Raw genomic sequence first — 20,525 nt, 5'->3', positions numbered from 1 at the left:
TTCTTTCGGTGAGGTCTAGCACATAGAATTGCGGTGCAAAACGTCTTTGACGCCGTTTCGCGCATCACCTGCGTGTTACGCAACCAATGCCAGATCAGCACGACGCACGCCGACACCGGGCAAGCGGCTCAGCTGCTCCGGGCTGCATGTGACGACCCGGTAGGCATCAGGCGTTGCAAAGAGCTTGTGCAACAACCGATTGGTCATCGCATGGCCTGCCCGGACGCCTGTGTAACGTCCAAGGATCGGTGCGCCTGCCAAGGCAAGATCACCCAACGCGTCCAGCATCTTGTGACGCACGGCTTCATCCCGATGACGTAGACCGCCCGGGCTGACCACAGCGTCGCCATCAATGACTACAGCGTTTTCGTAGGTGCCGCCCAAGGCCAGACCTTGCGCGTGCATCATATCGATATCAGCCTTACGGCAGAATGTCCGGCTGTCGCTCAGTTCACGTACGAAGGTGCCGTTTTCCATGACAAGTGCTTTGGACTGGGTGCCGATCGCCCGATCTTCGAAGGAGATGCGGAAGTCGATTTCCAACGTATCCGCAGGGCTCAAGGTTGCCGTTGCGCCGCCCTCTTCAACCGAGACCGGCTTCAGAATTTCCAGAGCGTATTGCGGGACGTCCTGATGGCGCAAACCGCGTGCAACGAAGGCACGGACGAACGATGCCGCACATCCGTCAAGGATCGGAACTTCAGGGCCATCAATCTCGATCAGCGCATTGTGGATCCCGCAGCCAGCCAACGCAGCCATGACATGTTCGATGGTCGATACCTCGACGCCGTCTTCATTCATGATGCGGGTGCAGAGAGGTTTTTCCTGAACGGCCGTGTAGATCGCAGGGATCAAACCGTCGCGGTCCAATACATCCGTCCGGCGAAACCAGATGCCATAGCGCGCAGATGCCGGGTTCACCGTCATCGTCACCTGCTCTCCGGAGTGGAGTCCGACACCTTTGAAGGTGACTTTTGATTTAAGCGTTGCCTGCACCGTAAGTACCCCTGAGGTCATTGCCTCAAATTCTAATGACCAACACGCAAATTGCGCTGTTGTTTCGTTAGACATTAGATAGACGCCCGGGGTGTGAGCGACAATTCACTCTTTATGTCTGATTGCAACAGAACTGTCACACTTCGATCTTGGGATTATAACCATATGATCTTAAACGAAAAAGGCCGGGTCTCCCCGGCCATTCTCTGAAAACTACGTGGCGTTCTGTCAGTTAGCCTGACGCCGCAAGAAGGCGGGAATTTCGATCTTTTCCCGCTCTGGATCGACGTCGGGCGCCTGTTCCTGACCGCTGACGGGGGGCTGTCTGCGCGCGTGTGCCTGCTCTTCGCCACCCTCACCCGCGCCTGTCATCCGACCGATCAATGAATTGATCCCCCCAAATCGAGGACGTTCTGCCGCCGTAGGATGGACTGCTGTCGGACGCTGTTGCGGTTGTGCTTGAGAGGGTGCTGCGTGCCCCACAGCAGCGCGAAGGCGCGCGAGTGCTTCAGGGGATGGCTCGCCCGCTGCACGAACTTGCTGCGGTGCAGCTTCGTAGATCGCCTCAGCCGGTTCTGCCGCTTCCAGATACTCTTGCTGCGGCACCGGTTGGTATACCGGTTCAGGCACTGTGTCTTCTGCACCTGCAGCGTCCGGCATCCGCTCAAAAAGGGACGGTTCCTGAGCCTCCGGGGCAGGCTCACCATAGGCTGCTGCTGCGACCTGCGGGACTTCTACGATTTCTTCTGCTTCAGGTTCTGCCGTCGTGGCTGTTTCCAGTGGTCGAGCCAAGCTGCGACGCGTTACCGGAGTTTCCAGCAGCTCTTCGCTGGCGTCGATCCCCGTCGCTACGACGCTGACGCGCATGCGGCCTTCCATTCCTGTGTCGAGCGTTGACCCGACGATAATGTTGGCCTCCGGATCGACTTCTTCCCGAATGCGGTTCGCGGCCTCATCCAGTTCGAACAATGTCAAATCGTGGCTGCCTGTGATGTTGATCAGAACACCCTTGGCGCCCCGCAACGAGATCTCATCCAGAAGCGGGTTGGCGATGGCTTTCTCCGCGGCCTGAACGGCGCGATCTTCACCTTCGGCTTCGCCGGTGCCCATCATCGCCTTGCCCATCTCGTCCATGACAGCGCGCACATCGGCAAAGTCGAGGTTGATCAGGCCCGGACGAACCATGAGATCGGTTACGCCCTTAACACCTTGATAGAGAACATCGTCCGCCATGGAGAATGCTTCGGTGAAGGTCGTCTTCTCGTTGGCCAGGCGGAAGAGGTTCTGGTTGGGAATGATAATCAGCGTGTCGACAACCTTTTGCAGGGAGTCAACGCCGTCTTCGGCCTGACGCATCCGCTTGCCGCCTTCAAACTGAAACGGCTTGGTCACAACACCGACGGTCAGCACGCCCAATTCGCGCGCGGCCTGCGCGATAATCGGTGCGGCGCCCGTGCCCGTACCGCCGCCCATACCTGCTGTAATAAAACACATGTGTGCGCCCGCCAGATGGTCAACAATCTCTTCGATCGTCTCTTCAGCGGCAGCCGCCCCAACCGAAGGGCGCGCACCAGCGCCAAGGCCTTCGGTTACTTTAACACCCATCTGAATCTTCGCAGGCGCCTGTGCTTGTTGAAGGGCTTGTGCGTCGGTGTTCGCGACAACGAACTCAACCCCGTCGAGTTCTTTCTCGATCATGTTGTTGACGGCATTTCCGCCAGCCCCGCCGACACCAAAAACGGTGATCCGGGGTTTCAAATCCACTTGCTCTGCCATCCGAAGATTAAGGGTCATAATTGGTCCGCCTGCTTGACTACTGTTCACTGCTGGGCCGATTTTTGGCCCTTATTTTTCTGCCTCTTTGACAGACACAGTATCGAAGGTCAGGCGACCCGTCACGTGAAAAATGACAAATATGCCACAAAATGTGGAAGAATTAGCTTACTATTCGGCGGGATGTTGCCACGTTGCGGAAATGTAGCGGTCACCAGTTGTCTTTGAACCATTTCACGGCGCGCTTCAAAGATCGTGCGGGATAGCCTTCAACCGGGATATCGAAGTCCCACCACTCGTCTTGAGGGTGTGCGGCAAAAAGGCATGTGCCCACCGCGGACGCAAACGAAGCGCCCGTAACAGATTGTGGAAGACCCTGAACCCGAAGCGGGCGACCCAACCGCACCTGCTGCCCCAAGATACGCGTTGCCAAGCCGTCCAGCCCCGGAATCTGGCTGCCGCCACCCGTCAAAACGATGCGCTGAGATGGAAGATGTTCAAATCCAGCCGCGTCCAACCGCGCACGCACTTCTTCCAGAATTTCTTCCATCCGGGGGCGCATCACTCCGATCAATTCGGCGCGGCTGACGGACCGACGGTCATGCTCCCAATCACCGGTATCACTGCTTAGGTCGATCACATCCCGGTCATCCATACCGGTGGCAACCACGCCACCGTAAAACGTCTTTATCCGCTCGGCGGTATTCAACGGAACTTGCAGACCCTGACTTATGTCAGAGGTCACGTGCTCACCGCCGATCCGAACCGTATCGGCGTAGATCATGTGCTTCTTCATGAAGATCGACAGCCCGGTAGAACCGCCGCCCAGATCAATGCACGCGGCGCCCAACTCCTGCTCATCCTCAACCAGTGACGAGATACCCGCCGCGTAGGACGAAGAGGCGATCCCGGCGAGATCCAGATCACACCGTTTGATACAATAAAGCAGGTTTTCAATGGGTGAGCGGTCGACTGTCAGCATGTGCATGTCGACGGACAACGCATTGCCCGCCTGCCCCCGCGGATCACCCAAACCGCTGCGATAATCGACCGCGAAATTCACAGGTTGAGCATGCAATATCTCTCGATCAGACCCATAATCGGGCACATCGCACGAGGCCAGAACCCGCGCCACACAGTTGTCGCTGACCGTGCCGTCATCAAGCTCCACCTGTCCTGCCAAACCGTAGCTGCGCGGACGCGCTCCGGAGAAACAGGCGATCACATGATCAACACGGACGTTCGCCATTTTCTGGGCCGCCTGAACCGCCGTCCTGATCGCGCGCTCGGTCTCATGGATGGCATCGATTTCGCCAAACCGCACACCCCGAGACCTCGTTGTCGCAGCACCAATAACTCTGAAAGACGACTGTCCCGCAAGCGAGCTTATCCCGTCGCTGTCGCGAAACGCTTCCGGTCCATCGAATCGCAAAACCAGACACGCAATTTTCGAGGACCCCACATCCAACACTGCCACAACGCCCCGCTGCATAGCGGTCTGACGCTTGTTCCGCATGGCCCTTTGAGATTGGTAAAAATCGCTCATGGTCTAGTTCCCTTGTCTCGACGCGGCTTTCTGGGCTGCCAGTGCCGCGTTTCTTTGAATGGCCTGCATGGCTTTGAGTTCGTCGGAGGCAATTTCGCTCATCCGAAGGGTTGGACGCGCGCCGTTGCGCATGTCGATGTGGGTGATGTCGCGACCGAAAAGATCCTGCGCCTCATCAAGGGCAAGAACGCGGTCCAACGCATCGAGGGGGTTCACCTCCGGCAACATGAGGCGTTGATTGTCGTCCAGCACGATGTCCCAGCGGGTTTCCGACAGGCGAATAATGCCCTGAATGCGCTCCCGAATAGGTGTCGCCCTAGACAGCAAGGCCAAAGCTTCGGGTACATGGTCACCAGCCCCGGCCCCGACAATCAGCGGAAGATCAGCACGTGCGATCCGAGCCTCCAGAGATGACACAAGATGGCCTTGCGCATCCAACAGAACCAGTCCGTCCGGGCTGCGCCAAACCACGGCAGGCACCCGTTCCACCACATCAATCTGAAGCACGCCGCCGGATTTGATCCGCACATCGGCCCGCTTTACCGCGTCCAGCAGTTCAACCTGAGACTTCAGGTATTCCAGATCCAGATCAAAACTGGAGATCGGGAAGTTCAAGGGCGTGACGTCGCGGATAGAGGTTGCAAGATCAGGCGTTGCCCCATCAATCGCCATGAGCTTCACCATGAATTCGGGACGCGCTTCGATCGAGGCGCGCACCTCGGCCAGCTTGTCACCTACCCGGCGAACACGCTCTATATCGGACGCCCATACGACAACGAGCGCCAAAATGAGGCAGATGGGCATCACGACGCGAATGAACGTCCTAAACATCGGTGTGAGCCATAGCCGGTTTAATCTGTAGGACACCCGAGATGGCGCCGGATCCGGTCGGTTTTCCTTCATCTGTCGCATGATGCGTCCTCAACCATCCAGTGGCACAGCTCCGCCATGCTGATACCGCACACCTGCGCCTGTTCCGGCGTTAGTGAGGTTGGCGTCATGCCCGGCTGCGTGTTGGTTTCCAAAAGGATAAGACCGTCCGCGCCCTTGGTTTCGTCCCATCGAAAATCTGTCCGACTGAGCCCCCGGCAGCCCAACGCCTCATGCGCCCGGACGGCATACTCGAGGCAAAGCGTGCGAATGTCGGCAGGTATCTCTGCGGGAACGACGTGGCGTGATCCGCCCTCAGCGTACTTCGCCTCATAATCGTACCAGCCGTCCGTCAGAATATCGGTGACCTCCAGCGGGCGGTCACCCATTACCGTTGTGGTCAACTCGCGGCCGGGCGCAAACGCCTCCACCATCACAATTTGTGGCATTTCATCTCCCAGAGCCGGGGGACGATTGGCCCCGTCCTGTACGAGATAGACACCGACCGAAGAGCCTTCATTGTTGGGTTTCACCACGTAGGCACCGGTCATGACATGGCTGGCCTGAACGTCATCCTTGTCAGCAAGAATGCTCTCGACCACGGGCAGGCCCGCGTTACGAAACGTGTCTTTCGATTTCTGCTTGTCCATAGCCAAGGCGGAGGCCAGAACGCCCGAATGGGTGTACGACAGCCTAAGCCATTCCAGCATGCCCTGCACGCATCCGTCCTCGCCCCAACGTCCATGGAGCGCGTTGAAAACAACATCCGGAGCGATTTCGCGCAGACGTGCCACAAGGTCCGGACCTGCGTCCAGCTCTGTCACTTCGTATCCTGTGTCCCGCAGCGCAGCGGCGCAATCACGCCCAGAGGACAAGGACACCTCGCGCTCGGCCGAAGGTCCGCCCATCAATACTGCAACTTTACGGGGTGCCCTGCTCGACATACCCGATCCTGTGCCTGTGCCGGGTCCGTTTTCAGACCCAATTCTTGAGGTGTGCCGCCTTTTGGCAGCTACATCTTTGTGTGTGCCTCAGTCCGCCGGAGTTCCGACGCGAAGCACTTCCCACTCTAACTGTATTCCACTGGTTTCGAAAACCTTTTTCCGCACGAGCTCTCCGAGATTTTCCAGATCGGCGGCTGTGGCACCTCCGGTATTGATCAGGAAGTTGGGATGTTTCTCGGACATCTGCGCCCCACCCAGCCTTGCCCCGCGCAGGCCTGCGTCCTCGATGACCTTCCACGCCTTGAGGTCGTGGCTCTCGCCCTCGGCGCCGGTCGAACTGTGGCCAACGGGATTTCGAAACGTGCTGCCAGCGGTGCGGTCTTTGGTGGGTTGGGTCGCATCGCGCTTGGCCAGTTGCGCGTCCATGCGGGCGTGCAGGTCGGCGGGGTCACCGGAAGGCCCTTCGAATACCGCCTCGACCAGCACCATCCCTTCGGGCAGGTCGGTCTGACGATAGCGAAAGTTCAGATCTGCGGCGGTGAAGCGGACCAGATCACCACCACGGGAAATCGCCGTCGCTTCGATAAAGACATCAGCAATATAAGCACCATAGCAGCCAGCGTTCATGCGAACCGCGCCGCCGATTGCGCCGGGAATGGTGCGCAGGAATGTCAGATCGACGCCAGCGTCAGCAGCCTTTCGGGCAACGTGAGCATCGAGCGCGGCGGCACCGCACGTGACCCGACTGCCGTCGATCTCGATGCTGTTGAACCCGCGTCCCAGGCGGATCACCACAGCGTCAAGACCCCTGTCACGGACGATGAGATTAGAGCCTACGCCCATGGGAAAGACCGCAATATCCCGCGGCAAGGCCTTCAGGAAGGCGGCCAGATCATCACGATCTGCGGGCTGAAACAGCGCCTTGGCCGTGCCGCCCACCCGCAGCCATGTGAGATCGGCCAGCGATCGGTCCGGGGTCAGCGCGCCACGGGTTTCGGGGAAATCAGTCATGGCATCGTGCTACGTTCCCACCCGGAAAGGGGCAAGGGAGAATGTTCCATTAGGGCATCGGAAACCCATCGGACTACCGTCGGACTTCTATCGCACTTTTTTCGGGCTCTTTGTCTCTTTTGAAGAGTACGGTCAGGGAAGCGGGAGCTTCGCCGCATAATCCATAAGCGCCTTGGCAAGATTTTGGATCGCGGGTTGCTTCGCAGCCAGAACTGTTACAATCGCACCACCGCCTGCGGCACCGATTGCCTTCGCGGCGTTTGTGGCGACCACATCAAGTTTTTGAGCGCTGTAGCTCGCGCACGTTGCCACCGCCTTAAGAATTGCTTCGCCAATTCTTCCTAGAATACGCGGATCGGGCGCTGCCCTTTCGAGTTCCTGTTCTGCCTCCTCCAACCTGTTCCAAATTACAAGGATTTGTGGAGCTGTTCGGCGCTCAGACTCTACCAATCCCGGCGGTCGGTTGTGGGATCTCTGGACTATTGAGGCAGCTTGCTGTCGCGTATCTTCCAACTCCGACTTTAGTTGTTTGGTCAGTTCTAGAAGTCGGTGTTTCTCCTCGGTTGCATATATCCGGGCCATTAGGGTTACAGGATCGCCTTCCCAAATTTCCCGGTCCAGAAGCGCAACCTCCCGCAGCATCTCCCAGCGGTCTTCGGCGCCGTTCAGAGCCCGCTCGTACCAGTCGATCCAAAAGGACCAGTCAATATGCCCAACTTCGCTATCAGAAGTTCCAGCTTTAACGCTCCATGTCGCAAGATCCGATTTGAGGGTTCGCCAAGAATTGGCAAGAGGATTACCGGTTCCTGGCCAAAGCGCCGCGTGCTCAAGGTCACCGCCGGCCGATAAAGCCGAGCAGTCCTGCCTGAGCGGCGGGAACAAATCAGGCAAAGCCTCAGATTCCGCCGCTACCCATGTCGCATTTTCAGCTGCCTCGGCAGCCTTACTTGCAGCCCCTGCTCTATCAGTTCTTGCGACCGTGGAGACTGCTGCAGACGCCGCTGTCATGATAAAAGTCCGTGATGAAAATAAATCCGCCGCAACCCATGAAGCATCCACCGTTGCCGCAGTTGCAGCCGCCTCCCACAATTCTGCGTCTGTGTATTTTGTGCCGACACCAGAAATGAGAAGTTGCCGCAGATAGATTGCGACTACGAAGTCGGCTTTCTTCGGGTCGGCCAGCAGATTTTCCAAAGTCAGTGGTGCGACACGCATTGCACAGCGGTACGCAGTCGTCAGGCTCGTTTTCCTGTCATTCTGCGATTTGAGCCACGTCTCCAGACTGTCGCTGTCAACAATGTCTGAAATCTCTACCATCCCCGCACCTTATCTTTTGGCGGGCATCTGGCAAGGCAGGCTATTCGGCGGGGTTGGTGGAGGTGGGTTTGCTCAGTTTGCGGCCGATCCAGCGGCCGAAGTAACGGACGGGCCAGCGCAGGACGGAGATGCCTGCGGCCATGCACAACAGCCCAACCCATGGGCCGTTCTGTAACGTCACCCAGCCCAGAAGTGGCACGCCAAGGGCGATCAGAACATAGGCGCGTTGCCAGTGGTTGTCCCGGCTGGGCAACATGGCAAGCACGTTGGCCATAACAAGCCAGATCAGCGCGAAGATCAGGGATGTGGTCATTTCGGAACCTCTGGCCGCTCCCCCCGGGCGCGGCGGTAAAAATACATCAACGGGTTGCGAAACATCGAGACAAAGGCCAACAGCCCGATCAACGCCACCCACACCCCATGCTGATAGCCCATAAAACAGATGAGCCCCGGAGCCATCACCAAAAGCGTGAGGCCCGGCGGATACTGGAGACGCATCGGCAGCATTGCTGTTATCGTCGCGGCCAGCACCCAAACGGCAGCAAGGGCGAGGGATATACTCATGCGGCTATCATACACATGAAATGTGGCTACAGTTTGCACCGGATCGGGGCTGTGGAAAAGTCAGTCATTTCTCACCTTTGGCCCCTAATTTTGCTGGCAACCCGTTGGCCCATGCGCTGATCGTTCCCGCGCCCAGCATCACGACCATATCGCCGGGCTGTGCGTGCTCTTTTATGAGGCGCGTCAGGTGGTCTTCATCTGTCACGGCGTAGGCGTTTCTGTGGCCATGGCGCGAGAGGCCTTCGACCAGATCATCGCGCGACGCGCCTTCGATCGGGGTTTCGCCTGCGGCAAAAACCTCGGAGATGCCCACAACGTCGGCGTCGTTGAAACAGGTGCAGAAATCCTCGAACAGGCTGTGGAGCCGTGTGTAGCGGTGAGGCTGGTGGACCGCGATGACCCGCCCGTTCGTGGCTTGGCGCGCGGCCTTGAGGACGGCGGCGATCTCGACCGGGTGGTGGCCGTAATCGTCGATGATGGTGATGCCGTCCACCTCTGCCACCTTCGTGAAGCGGCGGTTGACGCCCCCGAAAGATGCCAGCGCAGAGCGGATCTCCTCGGCCTTCATGCCCAGATGGCGGGCCACGGCGACGGCACTGAGCGCGTTGGAGACGTTGTGATCGCCGGGCATGGGCAGGCTGCAATTCTCGATGACCATCTCGTCATGTTGCAGCGCGATGTCGAAAAACGCGGTGCCGCCGGAATAACGCAGATTGACGGCGCGCACGTCGGCCTGGGCATTGAAGCCGAAAGTCACAACGCGGCGGTCGGTGATCTTGCCCACCAGCGCCTGAACCTCGGGGTGGTCGGTGCAACAGACGGCCAGGCCGTAGAACGGAATGTTGGAGACGAAATCGAGGAAGCCTTTGCGGAGCGTGTCGAAATCGCCCCAGTGCTCCATATGTTCGGGGTCAATGTTGGTGACGATGCCGATGGTGGCGGGCAGCCGATTGAAGGTGCCGTCGCTCTCGTCCGCCTCGACCACCATCCATTCGCCCTGTCCCACCCGCGCGTTCGAGCCGTAGGCGTGGATGATGCCGCCGTTGATCACGGTGGGGTCGATGCCGCCCGCGTCCAGAAGGGCCGCGACCATGGTGGTGGTGGTGGTTTTCCCGTGGGTGCCTGCCACGGCGATGTTGGATTTCAGGCGCATGAGCTCGGCCAGCATCTCAGCCCGGCGCACGACCGGCAGGCCCATCTGGCGGGCGGCGTCAAGTTCGGGATTGCCCGGTTTGATGGCGCTGGAGATCACGACGACCTCGGCATTTTCCAGATTGTCGGCTGTCTGGCCTTCGTAGATCGTGGCGCCAAGGTCTTTCAGGCGGTCGGTGATCTTGGTTGTTTTCAGGTCCGAGCCTTGAACGGTGTAGCCGTGATTGAGCAGCACCTCGGCGATGCCGGACATGCCGATGCCGCCGATTCCGACGAAGTGGATGGCGCCAAGCTCGAGGGGGAGTTTTGTGGCTGCTGCGTTCATGACCGGGTCTTTGCTAGGGTTTCAACAAGGTTCACCAGATTTTCCGTGGCGTCTGGCTTGCCGGCGGAAATGGCCGCGTGGGCCATCTTCATCGCGCCGTCGGGGGCCGACAGAATCGTGGAGATCTGCTCGGCGACCGCCTCGGGCGTGAAGCGGCTTTCGGGGATCAAGATGGCCGCGCCTGCGTCGACCAGACCGCGCGCATTGGCGGTCTGCTCGTCCCGGACGGCGGCGGCGAAGGGTACCAGAATGGACGGGCGGCCGATCACCGACAGATCCGCCACGGTCGAAGCACCGGAACGCGAAATGACCAGTTGCGCCTCACTGAAGCGGTTGGGGATGTCATCGAAGAACGGTGCGACCTCGGCCTGAATGCCGCCCTCGGCATAAACGCTCTCGGCCATTTCGGCGTCTTCATCGCGGGCCTGATGGGCGACGCGCAATCTGGATTTCAGATCCTCGGGCAGCTTGGTGATCGCCTCCGGCACCACTTGCGACAAGATCCGTGCGCCTTGGGAACCGCCGATCACCACAAGGCTCATCGGGTAGTCGCCGGGCGGTATATACGGCGCGGCTTCGCGTTCCAGAACGGCGTTGCGGACAGGGTTTCCGGTGAAGACACCCTCCACGCCGTCTGGCAGTTCGGTGGGCCACGTCCCGCATGCGACGGCGTTGACCCGTTTGGCGAACAGTTGGTTCACGCGACCCAGAACGCCGTTTTGTTCGTGGATCATGCGCGGCAGGTTGAGAAGTCTTGCCGCAGCGATTGCCGGGAAGGACGGATACCCGCCGAAACCAACAACAACGGCGGGCTTGTCTTTCTGGAAGGCCATCAGCGCAGAGGCCACGCCGCCCAGCAGCTTGAACGGTGCTGTGATTTTCTGAGCGATACCGCCGCGCGCGAAGGTGGCGGCGTTCACCTCTTCGATCTTCACCGCGTCCGGGAAGTTGCCCACATAGCGGGCACCGCGCGCATCAGTTGTCAGGGTAACCCGCCACCCCATGGCGAGCATCGCTTCCGCAAGGGCCTGCGCCGGGAACATATGGCCCCCGGTTCCCCCGGCGGCGATAACGAGAAGCGGCTTGGTCATGCTCACGCCCTCCGATTGATGAGGATGTCACTGATCTCGCCCTGCGGTCTGCGGCGGGTGAACGCCAGCAGCATGCCCAAAGCTATGCCGCCTGCGATCAGGGAGGACCCGCCGTTGGAGACGAACGGCAGCGTCATACCCTTGGCGGGCAGCAATCGGACGGCGACGCCCATGTTGATCGTGGCCTGCATGGCAAACATTGCGGCCAGCCCGGTACCTGCAAGGCGGGTAAACGGGTCCCGTTCCTTGGTCAGGCGATGCAGGGCGCGCACGGTGAAAATCGCATAGAGCGCAATGATCGTCATCACCATGACCAGTCCGTATTCTTCGGCCGCGACAGCGATGATAAAATCCGTATGTGCGTCCGGCAGGGACCATTTGACCGACCCCTCGCCCACGCCGACACCGAAAAATCCGCCTTCGCGAATGGCGTTCGTCGCGTAGCCAAGCTGCGTGGTTGGGTCTACCTCTGCGGACAGAAACCCGTCAATGCGGCGGGCGAAGTGATCGGACATGCCATAGGCGGTCATGCCCGCAAAAACGACGATGGCGGCGACGACAAGCAAGACGATGATCGGCGCGCCTGCCACAAAATAGACGACGACCCAGCCGAACAGCACCAAACAGGCCTGCCCAAAATCCGGTTGCAGCGCCAAAAACGCCACGACGATGCAGGTCAGGACAAAGGACATCGACCGTCCGCGTGGACCGTTGATTTCCTGGCTGGCTGAGATCAGCCACGCCGACAGCACGATGAAAACCGGCTTGAGGAATTCGGAGGGTTGCAGAGAGGCAAAGCCAAGGGAGTACCAGCGCGTGGCCCCTTTGCCGAAATCCGTCCCAAAGACCGGAAGCAGCACTAAGGCCACGAAGGTGACCGCAAAGAACATCACGGCGAGCCTGCGCACCAGATCCACGGACAGCATGGAGACGATGACCATGATGCTGAGCGAGACGCATCCAAAAAACGCCTGTTTGGAGACGTAGTGGAAAGGCTCCAACCCGTTTTTGGCCGCCAAAGGTGGCGACGCGGCCAGCCCTAGCAACAGCCCGATTCCGAAGAGCGCAAACACACACGTCAAAGACCAGCGATCCACCGTGCGCCACCATTTGGGAAGAATAGGTTCCCCGGGGCGCGCAGCCACGCTGCCATACACCATCTCAGTCATGAGAATACCGCCAATACTGCCTCATCTGCCCGATTTTTCGGGTCTGTGGGCGAATGCTATCCCGAAACAGCGCGACGATCTAGGACTAGTTGCGGCGAACCCCCAAATTTGCGGGGGTTTGCAGGGATCAGACGGCGGGCAGCATCCCGAGTTGTGCAGCCTTGACGGCGGCAGTGGTGCGACTGACCACGTCAAACTTCAGCATGATACGTCTGATATGGGTGTCGACGGTGTGGTAGGAAATACCCAAAATGTCGGCGATGCAGCCGTTGCTTTTGCCGCAAGCGACCCATGTCAGCACCTCGGTCTCGCGCCGGGTCAGGCTTGGCTTGAGATCATCGGGCGGCGTAATGCCGGGGGCCATGACCGGGACAAAGTTAGAATGCGATGGCGTAAATGTATTTAAAGAAATCGTTTCCATGATGACGCTTCACCTATCTTACAAAACTCCGTGTTGTGCCGTTTTAATGTCATACAAAGCGCTTTGAATCGATCCTCAGCCCGTTACATGCGGGGCGGATGCGGCAGGATGAACGGTTGATTTACGCCGCGGAAGCAGCAATTATTCCTTAGATTTTAGGGCGTTGAACGCGTGTAACATGTTACATGCGTTTTATCTGCGCAACGCGGGGGCGGTTGCTGCATGGGTGGTGTTGAAAACGAGTATACGCGTCTTGCGTCGGAGGCGGAGCGCGTTCTGAGCAGTTCCACCTTCAAAAGATCCGCGCGCAGCCGGGACCTTTTGCAATATCTGATCGACGAAACGCTGGCCGGGCGCCGGGACGGATTGAACGAAACTGTCATTGCACAGGATGTGCTGTCCCGGGATGCGGGGTTTGATCCCTCAAAAGACCCCGTGGTTCGGGTACAGATGCGCAGATTGCGGGATCTGCTTGCGAAGTACTACGATGCTGAAGCGCCCGACGCGACGGAGCGTCTTGCCCTGCCCCAAGGCGGTTACCGGCCCGCGCTTTTCGGTGAGGCCGAGGTGACAGCGCTCGAGCCAGAGCCGCGCGCATTTCCGACCCGGCTGATCGCGCTATCGCTTGTCGTTCTCGTCGGCATCGGTGTGGCCGCGTTTTTCTTTCTGCGCACGGACCAGTCCGTCAGGAATACCAGTGTTCAGAACTATCCGCTGGTGACGGTCCTACCTTTCGAAAACACGACAGACGATCCGGGAAACGATGTTTTCGAGCGCGGCTTTCAGCGTCAGGTGGCAGCCGATCTGCAGCGGTTCCGAACGATGCGGGTGTCATTGTCCAACGAGCAGGTCGTCTCCCCCGAGACCGCGCATTATTTCGGCGACGCGGAGTTCGCGCTGACAGGCAAGATCATGTCGCTCAGCAACGAGGTCGATATTCTGCTGTCCCTTGTCGATCTGAAGACCTACCGCACTGTGCTGCGGCAACGGTTTCGGCGGCTGGCCGGGGCCTTGGATTACTACGATCTGATGGCGGGGATCTCCGCCGAGATCAGTGGACGTGTGGGTGGGCCGTCAGGCGCCATCGAAAAGCATGAGTTCGCCGAGATGACGGACGTCAATCTTGCTGTTGGGTTGCCCGAGGCGCAGCATTTGCCGTCGTACCGGTGCATCGTGCTCTACGAGGAATTTTACGAGAAACGCACGCCCGATCTGTTCAACGTCGCCCATGATTGCATCGATGCACGGCTTCGCGCGAACCCAAACGATGCGGCACTGGCCACGGCGCGGGCGTTTCTGGCGCTTCAATCCATCCCGCAGCTGCGCCTGATCGACACGGACCGGCTGGTGGAGACCTATTCGCTTGACGAGGCGCACGCGCTGGCCAGCAATGCCGTCGCAATGGATCCGGGCTATGACATGGCCCATGTGGTGATCGGCGGGGCGGAGTTCTTTCGGGGTGAGATCGGCGCCGCGATCCGATCCTTGCGTCAGGCCATCGCGCTGAACCCATCGAACGCGCAAGCCCTGGGGTCGTTGGGGCTGGCCTATATGAAGCAGGGCGATTGGACCCGCGCTGTGGAAAGTGCGCGGCTGGCGCAACTGCACAGCAAGACGCGGCTGCCGCTTTATCATTTCCCGGCGTTTTTCGATGGTGTGCTGACGCGGGATCCCCTGAAAGTGGCCCGCGCGGCGATCACAGCAACACGCACCAAAGCCCCTTACCGGCCCGTGCTTGAACTGCTCGCAGCTCAATTGCAGGGCGACGCGGGCCGTGTCGAAAAGTTTCGCGCCGACGTTCAGGCCTATGCCGTCGCCAATGGGGGCGATCCGCTGGGCGGGCTGCGCGCTTTGCTGGCAGAGCCTGAGACGACCTCGGCCGTTCTGGAGGTCCTTGCAGACGCAGGCGTGGAGGTTCAGATCCCCGAGGGTTAGTCGTCCAGCGCTTTGACGCAGCGCATGAAATCGTCGCCGCGCCGCTCGAAGCTGTCGTATTGATCGAAGCTGGCCGCAGCCGGTGCCAGCAGCACCGTGTCACCCGCCTTGGCGTCTTGGGCGGCGGCGGTCACAGCGGCCTCCATCGTGTCGCAAACTTGATGGGCCACACCGCCCAGTTTCAGCGCGAAATTCCGCGCCTCCCGCCCAATGACATAGGCTTTGAGAACATCGTCCGTGTGGGGCAGAAGCGCATCCAACCCGCCCTCTTTCTCAAGCCCGCCGCAGATCCAACGGATGCGCTTGAAGGCCTGCAGAGCCTTGGCCGCGCTGTCCACATTGGTGGCCTTGCTGTCATTGACGAACCGGACGCCACCCCGTTCGGCCACCAATTGGCTGCGATGGGGCAATCCGGCGAAGCTGTGAAACGCCTGTTCAATAACGCGCGGGGCCAACCCGACGGTCCGACAAGCGGCGTAAGCGGCACAGGCGTTTTGATGGTTGTGCGCCCCCGGCAACCCGGCGATGGCACGCAGGTCAATAGAGGCCACCTGACGGCCCTTGCGCCATTCGCTGAGATACCCCTTGCGCGCAAACACAGACCAGCCCGGTCCGCTCAGCTTTTGGCCGCTGGAGATCCGGATCACCCGGTCGTCACCGTTTCCGCCGTTGGTTTGATTGGCCAGATACGCGCCCTCGGGTTCATCCACACCGATGATGGCGCGGTCCGGCCCGCCTTCGGCGAACAGCCTGCGCTTGGCCGCGAAATACCCGCCGAGGCCCGCGTGCCGGTCCAGATGATCCGGGGTCAGATTTGTGAAGACCGCAACATCAGGGGTCAGGGCGCGGGCCAGATCGATCTGGTAGGAACTGAGCTCGAGCACGACAACCTCGCCCTCGATCGCAGGCTCGATGTCCAGAACGCCGCGTCCGATGTTTCCGGCCAGTTGGGTGGGCTTCTTCACCTCGGTCAGAATGTGATGGATCAAGGCGGATGTGGTGGATTTGCCGTTGGAGCCGGTCACCGCGATGACCTTGGGCATCTGGTCGAAGCTTTCCCAGTCCTGCGTCGCAAAGGACCGGAAAAAGAGCCCGATGTCATTGTCCACAGGCACGCCCGCAGCCCACGCAGCCGCAACCGCCGGATGTGGTTTGGGGTAGAGGTGGGGAATGCCCGGTGAAACGATCAGGGAGACCATATCCTCAAGGTTCACGGTCTTGCTCAGATCCAAGACCTCGAATCCATCCGCCTCTGCCGCGTCGCGGGCATCTGCGCCGTCGTCCCAGACTAAAGGGCGTGCGCCGCCCGCGTTGAGTGCGCGCGCCGTGGCGAGACCGGACCGACCAAGGCCCAGAACTCCGACCTTCTGGTCGACATATCCCTGAGCCGGGATCATCCTTACCGAACCTTCAGGGTGGCCAGCCCGATCATCGCAAGGATGAGCGAGATGATCCAGAAGCGGATAACGATCTGCGGCTCGGCCCAGCCCTTTTTCTCAAAGTGGTGATGGATCGGGGCCATCAGGAAAACGCGTTTTCCCGTGCGTTTGAAGTAGAGTACCTGAATGATCACGCTGAGGGTCTCGGCGATGAAAAGCCCACCGATGATCGCCAGCACAAGCTCGTGTTTGGTCAGCACCGCGATGGCGCCAAGCGCGCCGCCCAAGGCCAGTGAACCGGTGTCGCCCATGAAGACCGCGGCGGGCGGGGCGTTGTACCAGAGAAACCCGAGGCCCCCCCCGATCAGACCGGCGGTGAAAATCAGAAGCTCCCCGGTGCCGGGCACATAATGCACGTCCAGATATTCGGTGAAATCGACCCGGCCCACGGCGTAGGCAATCACACCAAGGGCAGCGGCGGCGATCATGACGGGCATGATGGCCAGCCCGTCCAGACCGTCTGTCAGGTTGACCGAGTTCGCGGCTCCTACGATCACGACCATCGCAAACGGGATGAACATAAAGCTGAGGTTGATCAGTGTGTCTTTGAACACCGGCAGGGCCAGTTGATTGGTCAATTCGACCGGATGAAGTTGGGTCGCAACGAACCCCGCCACCGCAGCAATGGCAAACCCGACAGCCAAGCGCACCTTGCCGGGCACACCCGCATGGGTGTTCTTGCTGACCTTGGCATAATCATCGACAAACCCGATGGCGCCGAAGCCCATGGTGACCAGAAGCACAACCCAGACAAAGCCGTTGTCGAGCCGCGCCCAAAGCAGCGTGGACAGGATCAGGGCCCCCAGAATGAGCACACCGCCCATAGTGGGCGTGCCCTGCTTGGTCAGCAGATGGCTTTCCGGACCATCATCGCGAATAGGCTGTCCGTGGGTCTGCTTCCGCCGCAAGAGATTGATGAGCGGCTTGCCGAACAAAAAACCGAAGATCAGCGCGGTGAAGAACGCGCCCCCGGCCCGAAAGGTTATATATCTGAAAAGGTTATAAAAATCGCCACCGTCTGAAAAAATCGTTAGCCAATATAGCATATCTACTGCTGTCCCATCTTGTTCTCGCGGTCTTCTTTTGGAACCGCTTCCCCCAATTTGCTGATCGCGTCAACGATTGCTGCCATCTTCATCGACAAAGAGCCTTTGACCATCGCGACATCGCCCGCATGGGTCAGCTTTGTTGGGCGGCTGGCCAGTTCCGCCGATGTCTCGGCCCAGAGGCCCCGTTTTTCAGCGGGCAAGGCCTCGCTCAGATGCCGCATCAGCGGCCCGACGCAATGCACGACATCCAGCCGATCCATCGCCGGGTGGCGGGCCAGCGCCCTGTGAAGCTCGATCTCGGTCGGCCCCAACTCCTTCATGTCCCCAAGAATTGCAACGCGGCGGCCGTGGGGGGCAGAAGGTGCCGCAACTGACAGCATATCCAGCGCCGCGCCAATGGAGGCGGGATTGGCGTTGTAGGCGTCGTCAATCAGGTCGATGCCGATCTGGTCATCCATGTCGTCCAGCGCGATGAAACACCGCAGCCCGCGCCCCGCCGGGGGCTGCCAGTTGCCCAGTGCCAAGATGGCTTGCGCGATGTCGCCGTCCACCGCCGCCACACCAGCGAGCGCAGCAAGACCGTTCATTGCAAAATGCCTGCCCGGCGCGCCGATCTTGAACAGATAGCTCTGCCCTTCAAACCGGGCGCGGCACACTGTCGTAAGCGGTCCGGGCGTGGCGTCCAGCAGCATCCAGTCGCAGGTGTCAGACTGGCCGAAGGTCAGGCACGTCCCCGGCGCGCGGGCGGTCAGAATGGGCGTCAGGTCCAGATCACCGTTCACGATGGCCATGCCGTCTGGTGTGAGCCCAGCAAAGATCGACGCCTTTTCCTCGGCGATTTCCTCGACCGAATTGAACGCCTCCAGGTGGGCGGGGGCGACGATGGTGATGATCGCGACATCCGGGCGGGCCAGTTGGGACAGCGGCGCGATTTCTCCGGGGTGGTTCATCCCGATCTCGATCACCGCGAACTGGCTGTCCTGCGGCATCCGGGCAAGGGTCAGGGGAACACCCCAGTGATTATTGTAGCTCTTCTCTGCCGCATGGGTCTTGCCTTGCACCTGAAGGCAGGCGCGCAGCATTTCCTTGGTGGAGGTTTTACCAACCGAGCCCGTGACGCCGATTACTTTAGCCTGTGTCCGGGCGCGGGAGGCGCGGCCCATCTGTTCCAACGCGGTCAGAACATCCTCAACGATCAGAAGCGGGGCATCTTCGGACACCCCTTCCGGCACACGGGACACCAACGCTGCCGCGGCACCGTTTTCCAGCGCTTGAGCGACGAAGTCATGGCCGTCGCGCACGTCTTTTAAGGCGACAAACAGATCGCCCGGCGCCAGCGTGCGGGTGTCGATGGACACGCCCTCGGCGGTCCAGTCCGTTGTGGCGCGACCATGGGTGGCCGCCGCAGCCTCGGACGCGGTCCAGAGCGCCATCAAAGCCGCCCATCCAGCGCAGCAACCGCGACACTGGCCTGCTCCACATCGTCAAAGGGCAGAATATCGTCGCCAACGGCCTGGCCCGTTTCGTGGCCCTTGCCAGCGATTAGAAGCGTGTCGCCGGGACCGAGGGCATCGACGCCGCGCAAAATGGCTTCGGCCCGGTCGCCCACTTCGGTGGCATCGGGCACCGCCTCCATCACCGCGGCGCGGATCGCGGCGGGGTCTTCGCTGCGGGGATTGTCATCGGTGACAAATACCACGTCCGCGTGGTCCCGCGCAGCCGCCCCCATGAGGGGACGTTTGCCCGTGTCACGATCACCACCGGCACCAAACACCACGATCAAGCGCCCCATGACATGTGGGCGCATCGCCTGCAGTGCGGTCACCAAGGCGTCCGGGGTATGGGCGTAGTCGACAAAGACCGTCGCGCCGTTTTCACGGGTGGCCGCCTTCTGCATCCGGCCCCGGACCGTTTGAAGCATCGGAAGCGTTTCAAAGACCTCGCCGGGAATACATCCCGCCCCGATGGCAAGCCCGGCCGCAACCAGCACGTTGGAGGCCTGGAACCCGCCAATGAGGTTCAACCGGGCCTGATGCATCTCGTCCCCGTGGGCAAACCGGATGTCTTGACCCGTGGCATCGAAGCGCTGTCCGATCAGGCGAAGCTCACATTTGTCATCATGCCCCACGCGCAACAGTTTATGCCCCCGGCGTTTCGCGACCGCCGCCATGTCGGGACCGCGCGAGTCGTCCATGTTGATAACGGCTACGCCATCCGGGGACAGAACGCGGGAGAACAGCCGCGCCTTTGCGTCGAAATAGGCTTCGAACGTGTCGTGATAATCCAGATGGTCTTGTGTGAAATTGGTGAACGCCGCCGCCAAGAGCCGAACGCCATCAAGCCGCCGTTGGGAAAGGCCGTGGGACGATGCCTCCATCGCGGCGTGGGTGACGCCTTCGCTGGCCATTTTTGCCAGCATCCGGTGCAGGGTTATCGGCTCGGGTGTGGTGTGGGTCATCGGCGCGGTCCAGGCACCTTCGACGCCTGTTGTGCCGATGTTGACCCCCTCCAGCGCAAGCTCCAGCCAGATCTGCCGGGTGAACGAGGCCACGGACGTTTTCCCGTTCGTGCCAGTTACGGCCACCATGTGCGCGGGCTGCGCGCCGAACCAGAGCGCTGCAGCATAGGCCAGCGCCTGTCGTGGGTCTTCGGTGATCACCAAGGCTACGTCGCTATCGTCCAGCACGTCGGCGGCGATCTCGGCTCCGACAGGGTCGGTGAGGATCGCGGCGGCATCCATCCGGATCGCATATTTGATAAAATCGGCGCCGTGAAACTTGGTACCGGGAAGCGCCGCAAAGAGATGGCTGGGTTTTACTTCGCGACTGTCGAAAGACAGCCCGGTGATGGTCACATCGCGCCCGCCCTGCGCGGTCAATCCCAGATCTGCGAGACTTCTCCGCCTCTGCTGCGCCATATCTGC

At 60.3% G+C, this 20,525-nt stretch carries 18 protein-coding genes; 1 reads left to right on the top strand and 17 read right to left on the bottom strand.

The annotated features are described in order from the left end of the window. Positions 1-75: 75 nt before the first annotated feature. The 13 genes from lpxC to KIN_RS03080 form a co-directional block, all read right to left on the bottom strand. Positions 76-996, bottom strand: coding sequence for a UDP-3-O-acyl-N-acetylglucosamine deacetylase (lpxC, locus tag KIN_RS03140; RefSeq protein ID WP_159805323.1), 921 nt, complete (start codon positions 994-996; stop codon positions 76-78). Positions 997-1,224: 228 nt separating this feature from the next. Further along, positions 1,225-2,790 carry a cell division protein FtsZ gene (gene ftsZ / locus KIN_RS03135; RefSeq protein WP_159804490.1) on the bottom strand — a complete coding sequence of 522 codons (1,566 nt, stop codon included), beginning with the start codon at positions 2,788-2,790 and terminating at the stop codon, positions 1,225-1,227. Between the two features lie 190 nt (positions 2,791-2,980). After that, positions 2,981-4,315 (bottom strand): cell division protein FtsA, encoded by a 1,335-nt coding sequence (gene ftsA / locus KIN_RS03130; RefSeq protein ID WP_159804489.1) that lies wholly within the window; start codon positions 4,313-4,315, stop codon positions 2,981-2,983. Positions 4,316-4,318: 3 nt separating this feature from the next. Continuing rightward, the gene (locus KIN_RS03125) at positions 4,319-5,227 is read right to left on the bottom strand and encodes a cell division protein FtsQ/DivIB (protein WP_159804488.1); all 909 of its coding nucleotides are present in this window, start codon (positions 5,225-5,227) and stop codon (positions 4,319-4,321) included. Further along, positions 5,215-6,129, bottom strand: a complete 915-nt coding sequence (locus tag KIN_RS03120) for a D-alanine--D-alanine ligase (protein WP_159804487.1) — start codon at positions 6,127-6,129, stop codon at positions 5,215-5,217. Before KIN_RS03120 ends, KIN_RS03125 begins: the two co-directional genes overlap by 13 nt. An 87-nt stretch (positions 6,130-6,216) precedes the next feature. Next, positions 6,217-7,140 (bottom strand): UDP-N-acetylmuramate dehydrogenase, encoded by a 924-nt coding sequence (gene murB / locus KIN_RS03115; protein ID WP_159804486.1) that lies wholly within the window; start codon positions 7,138-7,140, stop codon positions 6,217-6,219. Positions 7,141-7,272: 132 nt separating this feature from the next. Beyond that, positions 7,273-8,457 carry a hypothetical protein gene (locus KIN_RS03110; protein ID WP_159804485.1) on the bottom strand — a complete coding sequence of 395 codons (1,185 nt, stop codon included), beginning with the start codon at positions 8,455-8,457 and terminating at the stop codon, positions 7,273-7,275. Positions 8,458-8,497: 40 nt separating this feature from the next. Continuing rightward, complete coding sequence (locus KIN_RS03105) at positions 8,498-8,770, bottom strand: DUF2484 family protein (RefSeq protein ID WP_159804484.1); 273 nt, start codon at positions 8,768-8,770, stop codon at positions 8,498-8,500. Continuing rightward, positions 8,767-9,021, bottom strand: coding sequence for a DUF2484 family protein (locus KIN_RS03100; RefSeq protein ID WP_159804483.1), 255 nt, complete (start codon positions 9,019-9,021; stop codon positions 8,767-8,769). Before KIN_RS03100 ends, KIN_RS03105 begins: the two co-directional genes overlap by 4 nt. 64 nt (positions 9,022-9,085) lie before the next feature. Next, positions 9,086-10,498, bottom strand: a complete 1,413-nt coding sequence (murC, locus tag KIN_RS03095) for a UDP-N-acetylmuramate--L-alanine ligase (RefSeq protein WP_159804482.1) — start codon at positions 10,496-10,498, stop codon at positions 9,086-9,088. Further along, positions 10,495-11,589 carry an undecaprenyldiphospho-muramoylpentapeptide beta-N-acetylglucosaminyltransferase gene (gene murG / locus KIN_RS03090; RefSeq protein ID WP_159804481.1) on the bottom strand — a complete coding sequence of 365 codons (1,095 nt, stop codon included), beginning with the start codon at positions 11,587-11,589 and terminating at the stop codon, positions 10,495-10,497. Before murG ends, murC begins: the two co-directional genes overlap by 4 nt. A 2-nt stretch (positions 11,590-11,591) precedes the next feature. Further along, positions 11,592-12,758, bottom strand: coding sequence for an FtsW/RodA/SpoVE family cell cycle protein (locus KIN_RS03085; RefSeq protein WP_159804480.1), 1,167 nt, complete (start codon positions 12,756-12,758; stop codon positions 11,592-11,594). Positions 12,759-12,885: 127 nt separating this feature from the next. Further along, entirely contained in the window at positions 12,886-13,179 is a 294-nt protein-coding gene (locus KIN_RS03080) for a response regulator transcription factor (protein ID WP_159804479.1), read from the bottom strand. Positions 13,180-13,401: 222 nt separating this feature from the next. Between KIN_RS03080 and KIN_RS03075 the strand changes: the two genes are divergently transcribed. Beyond that, a complete protein-coding gene (locus tag KIN_RS03075; RefSeq protein WP_159804478.1) occupies positions 13,402-15,114 on the top strand; it encodes a tetratricopeptide repeat protein in 1,713 nt (570 codons plus the stop codon). Here KIN_RS03075 and murD read toward each other — a convergent pair. From murD to KIN_RS03055, 4 genes are read right to left on the bottom strand one after another with little or no spacing between them, the layout of a single operon-like run. Then, the gene (gene murD, locus KIN_RS03070; RefSeq protein ID WP_159804477.1) at positions 15,111-16,511 is read right to left on the bottom strand and encodes a UDP-N-acetylmuramoyl-L-alanine--D-glutamate ligase; all 1,401 of its coding nucleotides are present in this window, start codon (positions 16,509-16,511) and stop codon (positions 15,111-15,113) included. The two genes, KIN_RS03075 and murD, sit on opposite strands and share 4 nt — an antisense overlap. A gap of 2 nt (positions 16,512-16,513) precedes the next feature. Then, positions 16,514-17,599, bottom strand: a complete 1,086-nt coding sequence (mraY, locus tag KIN_RS03065) for a phospho-N-acetylmuramoyl-pentapeptide-transferase (protein ID WP_159804476.1) — start codon at positions 17,597-17,599, stop codon at positions 16,514-16,516. A gap of 2 nt (positions 17,600-17,601) precedes the next feature. Then, complete coding sequence (locus tag KIN_RS03060) at positions 17,602-19,035, bottom strand: UDP-N-acetylmuramoyl-tripeptide--D-alanyl-D-alanine ligase (RefSeq protein WP_159804475.1); 1,434 nt, start codon at positions 19,033-19,035, stop codon at positions 17,602-17,604. Further along, positions 19,035-20,519: a UDP-N-acetylmuramoyl-L-alanyl-D-glutamate--2,6-diaminopimelate ligase gene (locus KIN_RS03055; RefSeq protein WP_159804474.1), complete on the bottom strand. Its 1,485-nt coding sequence runs from the start codon at positions 20,517-20,519 to the stop codon at positions 19,035-19,037. Before KIN_RS03055 ends, KIN_RS03060 begins: the two co-directional genes overlap by 1 nt. Positions 20,520-20,525 lie beyond the last annotated feature (6 nt).

It is taken from the genome of Litoreibacter roseus, from assembly GCF_009811795.1.
Lineage (GTDB): Bacteria > Pseudomonadota > Alphaproteobacteria > Rhodobacterales > Rhodobacteraceae > Litoreibacter > Litoreibacter roseus.
Note: the sequence above shows the minus strand (reverse complement) of the source record. Positions and strands in the feature narration are given on the sequence as shown.

Coding starts and splice junctions, on each gene's coding strand:
- ftsZ (WP_159804490.1), bottom strand. CDS start 2,790: ATGACCCTTAATCTTCGGATGGCAGAGCAAGTGGATTTGAAACCCCGG.
- ftsA (WP_159804489.1), bottom strand. CDS start 4,315: ATGAGCGATTTTTACCAATCTCAAAGGGCCATGCGGAACAAGCGTCAG.
- KIN_RS03125 (WP_159804488.1), bottom strand. CDS start 5,227: ATGCGACAGATGAAGGAAAACCGACCGGATCCGGCGCCATCTCGGGTG.
- KIN_RS03120 (WP_159804487.1), bottom strand. CDS start 6,129: ATGTCGAGCAGGGCACCCCGTAAAGTTGCAGTATTGATGGGCGGACCT.
- murB (WP_159804486.1), bottom strand. CDS start 7,140: ATGACTGATTTCCCCGAAACCCGTGGCGCGCTGACCCCGGACCGATCG.
- KIN_RS03110 (WP_159804485.1), bottom strand. CDS start 8,457: ATGGTAGAGATTTCAGACATTGTTGACAGCGACAGTCTGGAGACGTGG.
- KIN_RS03105 (WP_159804484.1), bottom strand. CDS start 8,770: ATGACCACATCCCTGATCTTCGCGCTGATCTGGCTTGTTATGGCCAAC.
- KIN_RS03100 (WP_159804483.1), bottom strand. CDS start 9,021: ATGAGTATATCCCTCGCCCTTGCTGCCGTTTGGGTGCTGGCCGCGACG.
- murC (WP_159804482.1), bottom strand. CDS start 10,498: ATGAACGCAGCAGCCACAAAACTCCCCCTCGAGCTTGGCGCCATCCAC.
- murG (WP_159804481.1), bottom strand. CDS start 11,589: ATGACCAAGCCGCTTCTCGTTATCGCCGCCGGGGGAACCGGGGGCCAT.
- KIN_RS03085 (WP_159804480.1), bottom strand. CDS start 12,758: ATGACTGAGATGGTGTATGGCAGCGTGGCTGCGCGCCCCGGGGAACCT.
- KIN_RS03080 (WP_159804479.1), bottom strand. CDS start 13,179: ATGGAAACGATTTCTTTAAATACATTTACGCCATCGCATTCTAACTTT.
- KIN_RS03075 (WP_159804478.1), top strand. CDS start 13,402: ATGGGTGGTGTTGAAAACGAGTATACGCGTCTTGCGTCGGAGGCGGAG.
- murD (WP_159804477.1), bottom strand. CDS start 16,511: ATGATCCCGGCTCAGGGATATGTCGACCAGAAGGTCGGAGTTCTGGGC.
- mraY (WP_159804476.1), bottom strand. CDS start 17,599: ATGCTATATTGGCTAACGATTTTTTCAGACGGTGGCGATTTTTATAAC.
- KIN_RS03060 (WP_159804475.1), bottom strand. CDS start 19,035: ATGGCGCTCTGGACCGCGTCCGAGGCTGCGGCGGCCACCCATGGTCGC.
- KIN_RS03055 (WP_159804474.1), bottom strand. CDS start 20,519: ATGGCGCAGCAGAGGCGGAGAAGTCTCGCAGATCTGGGATTGACCGCG.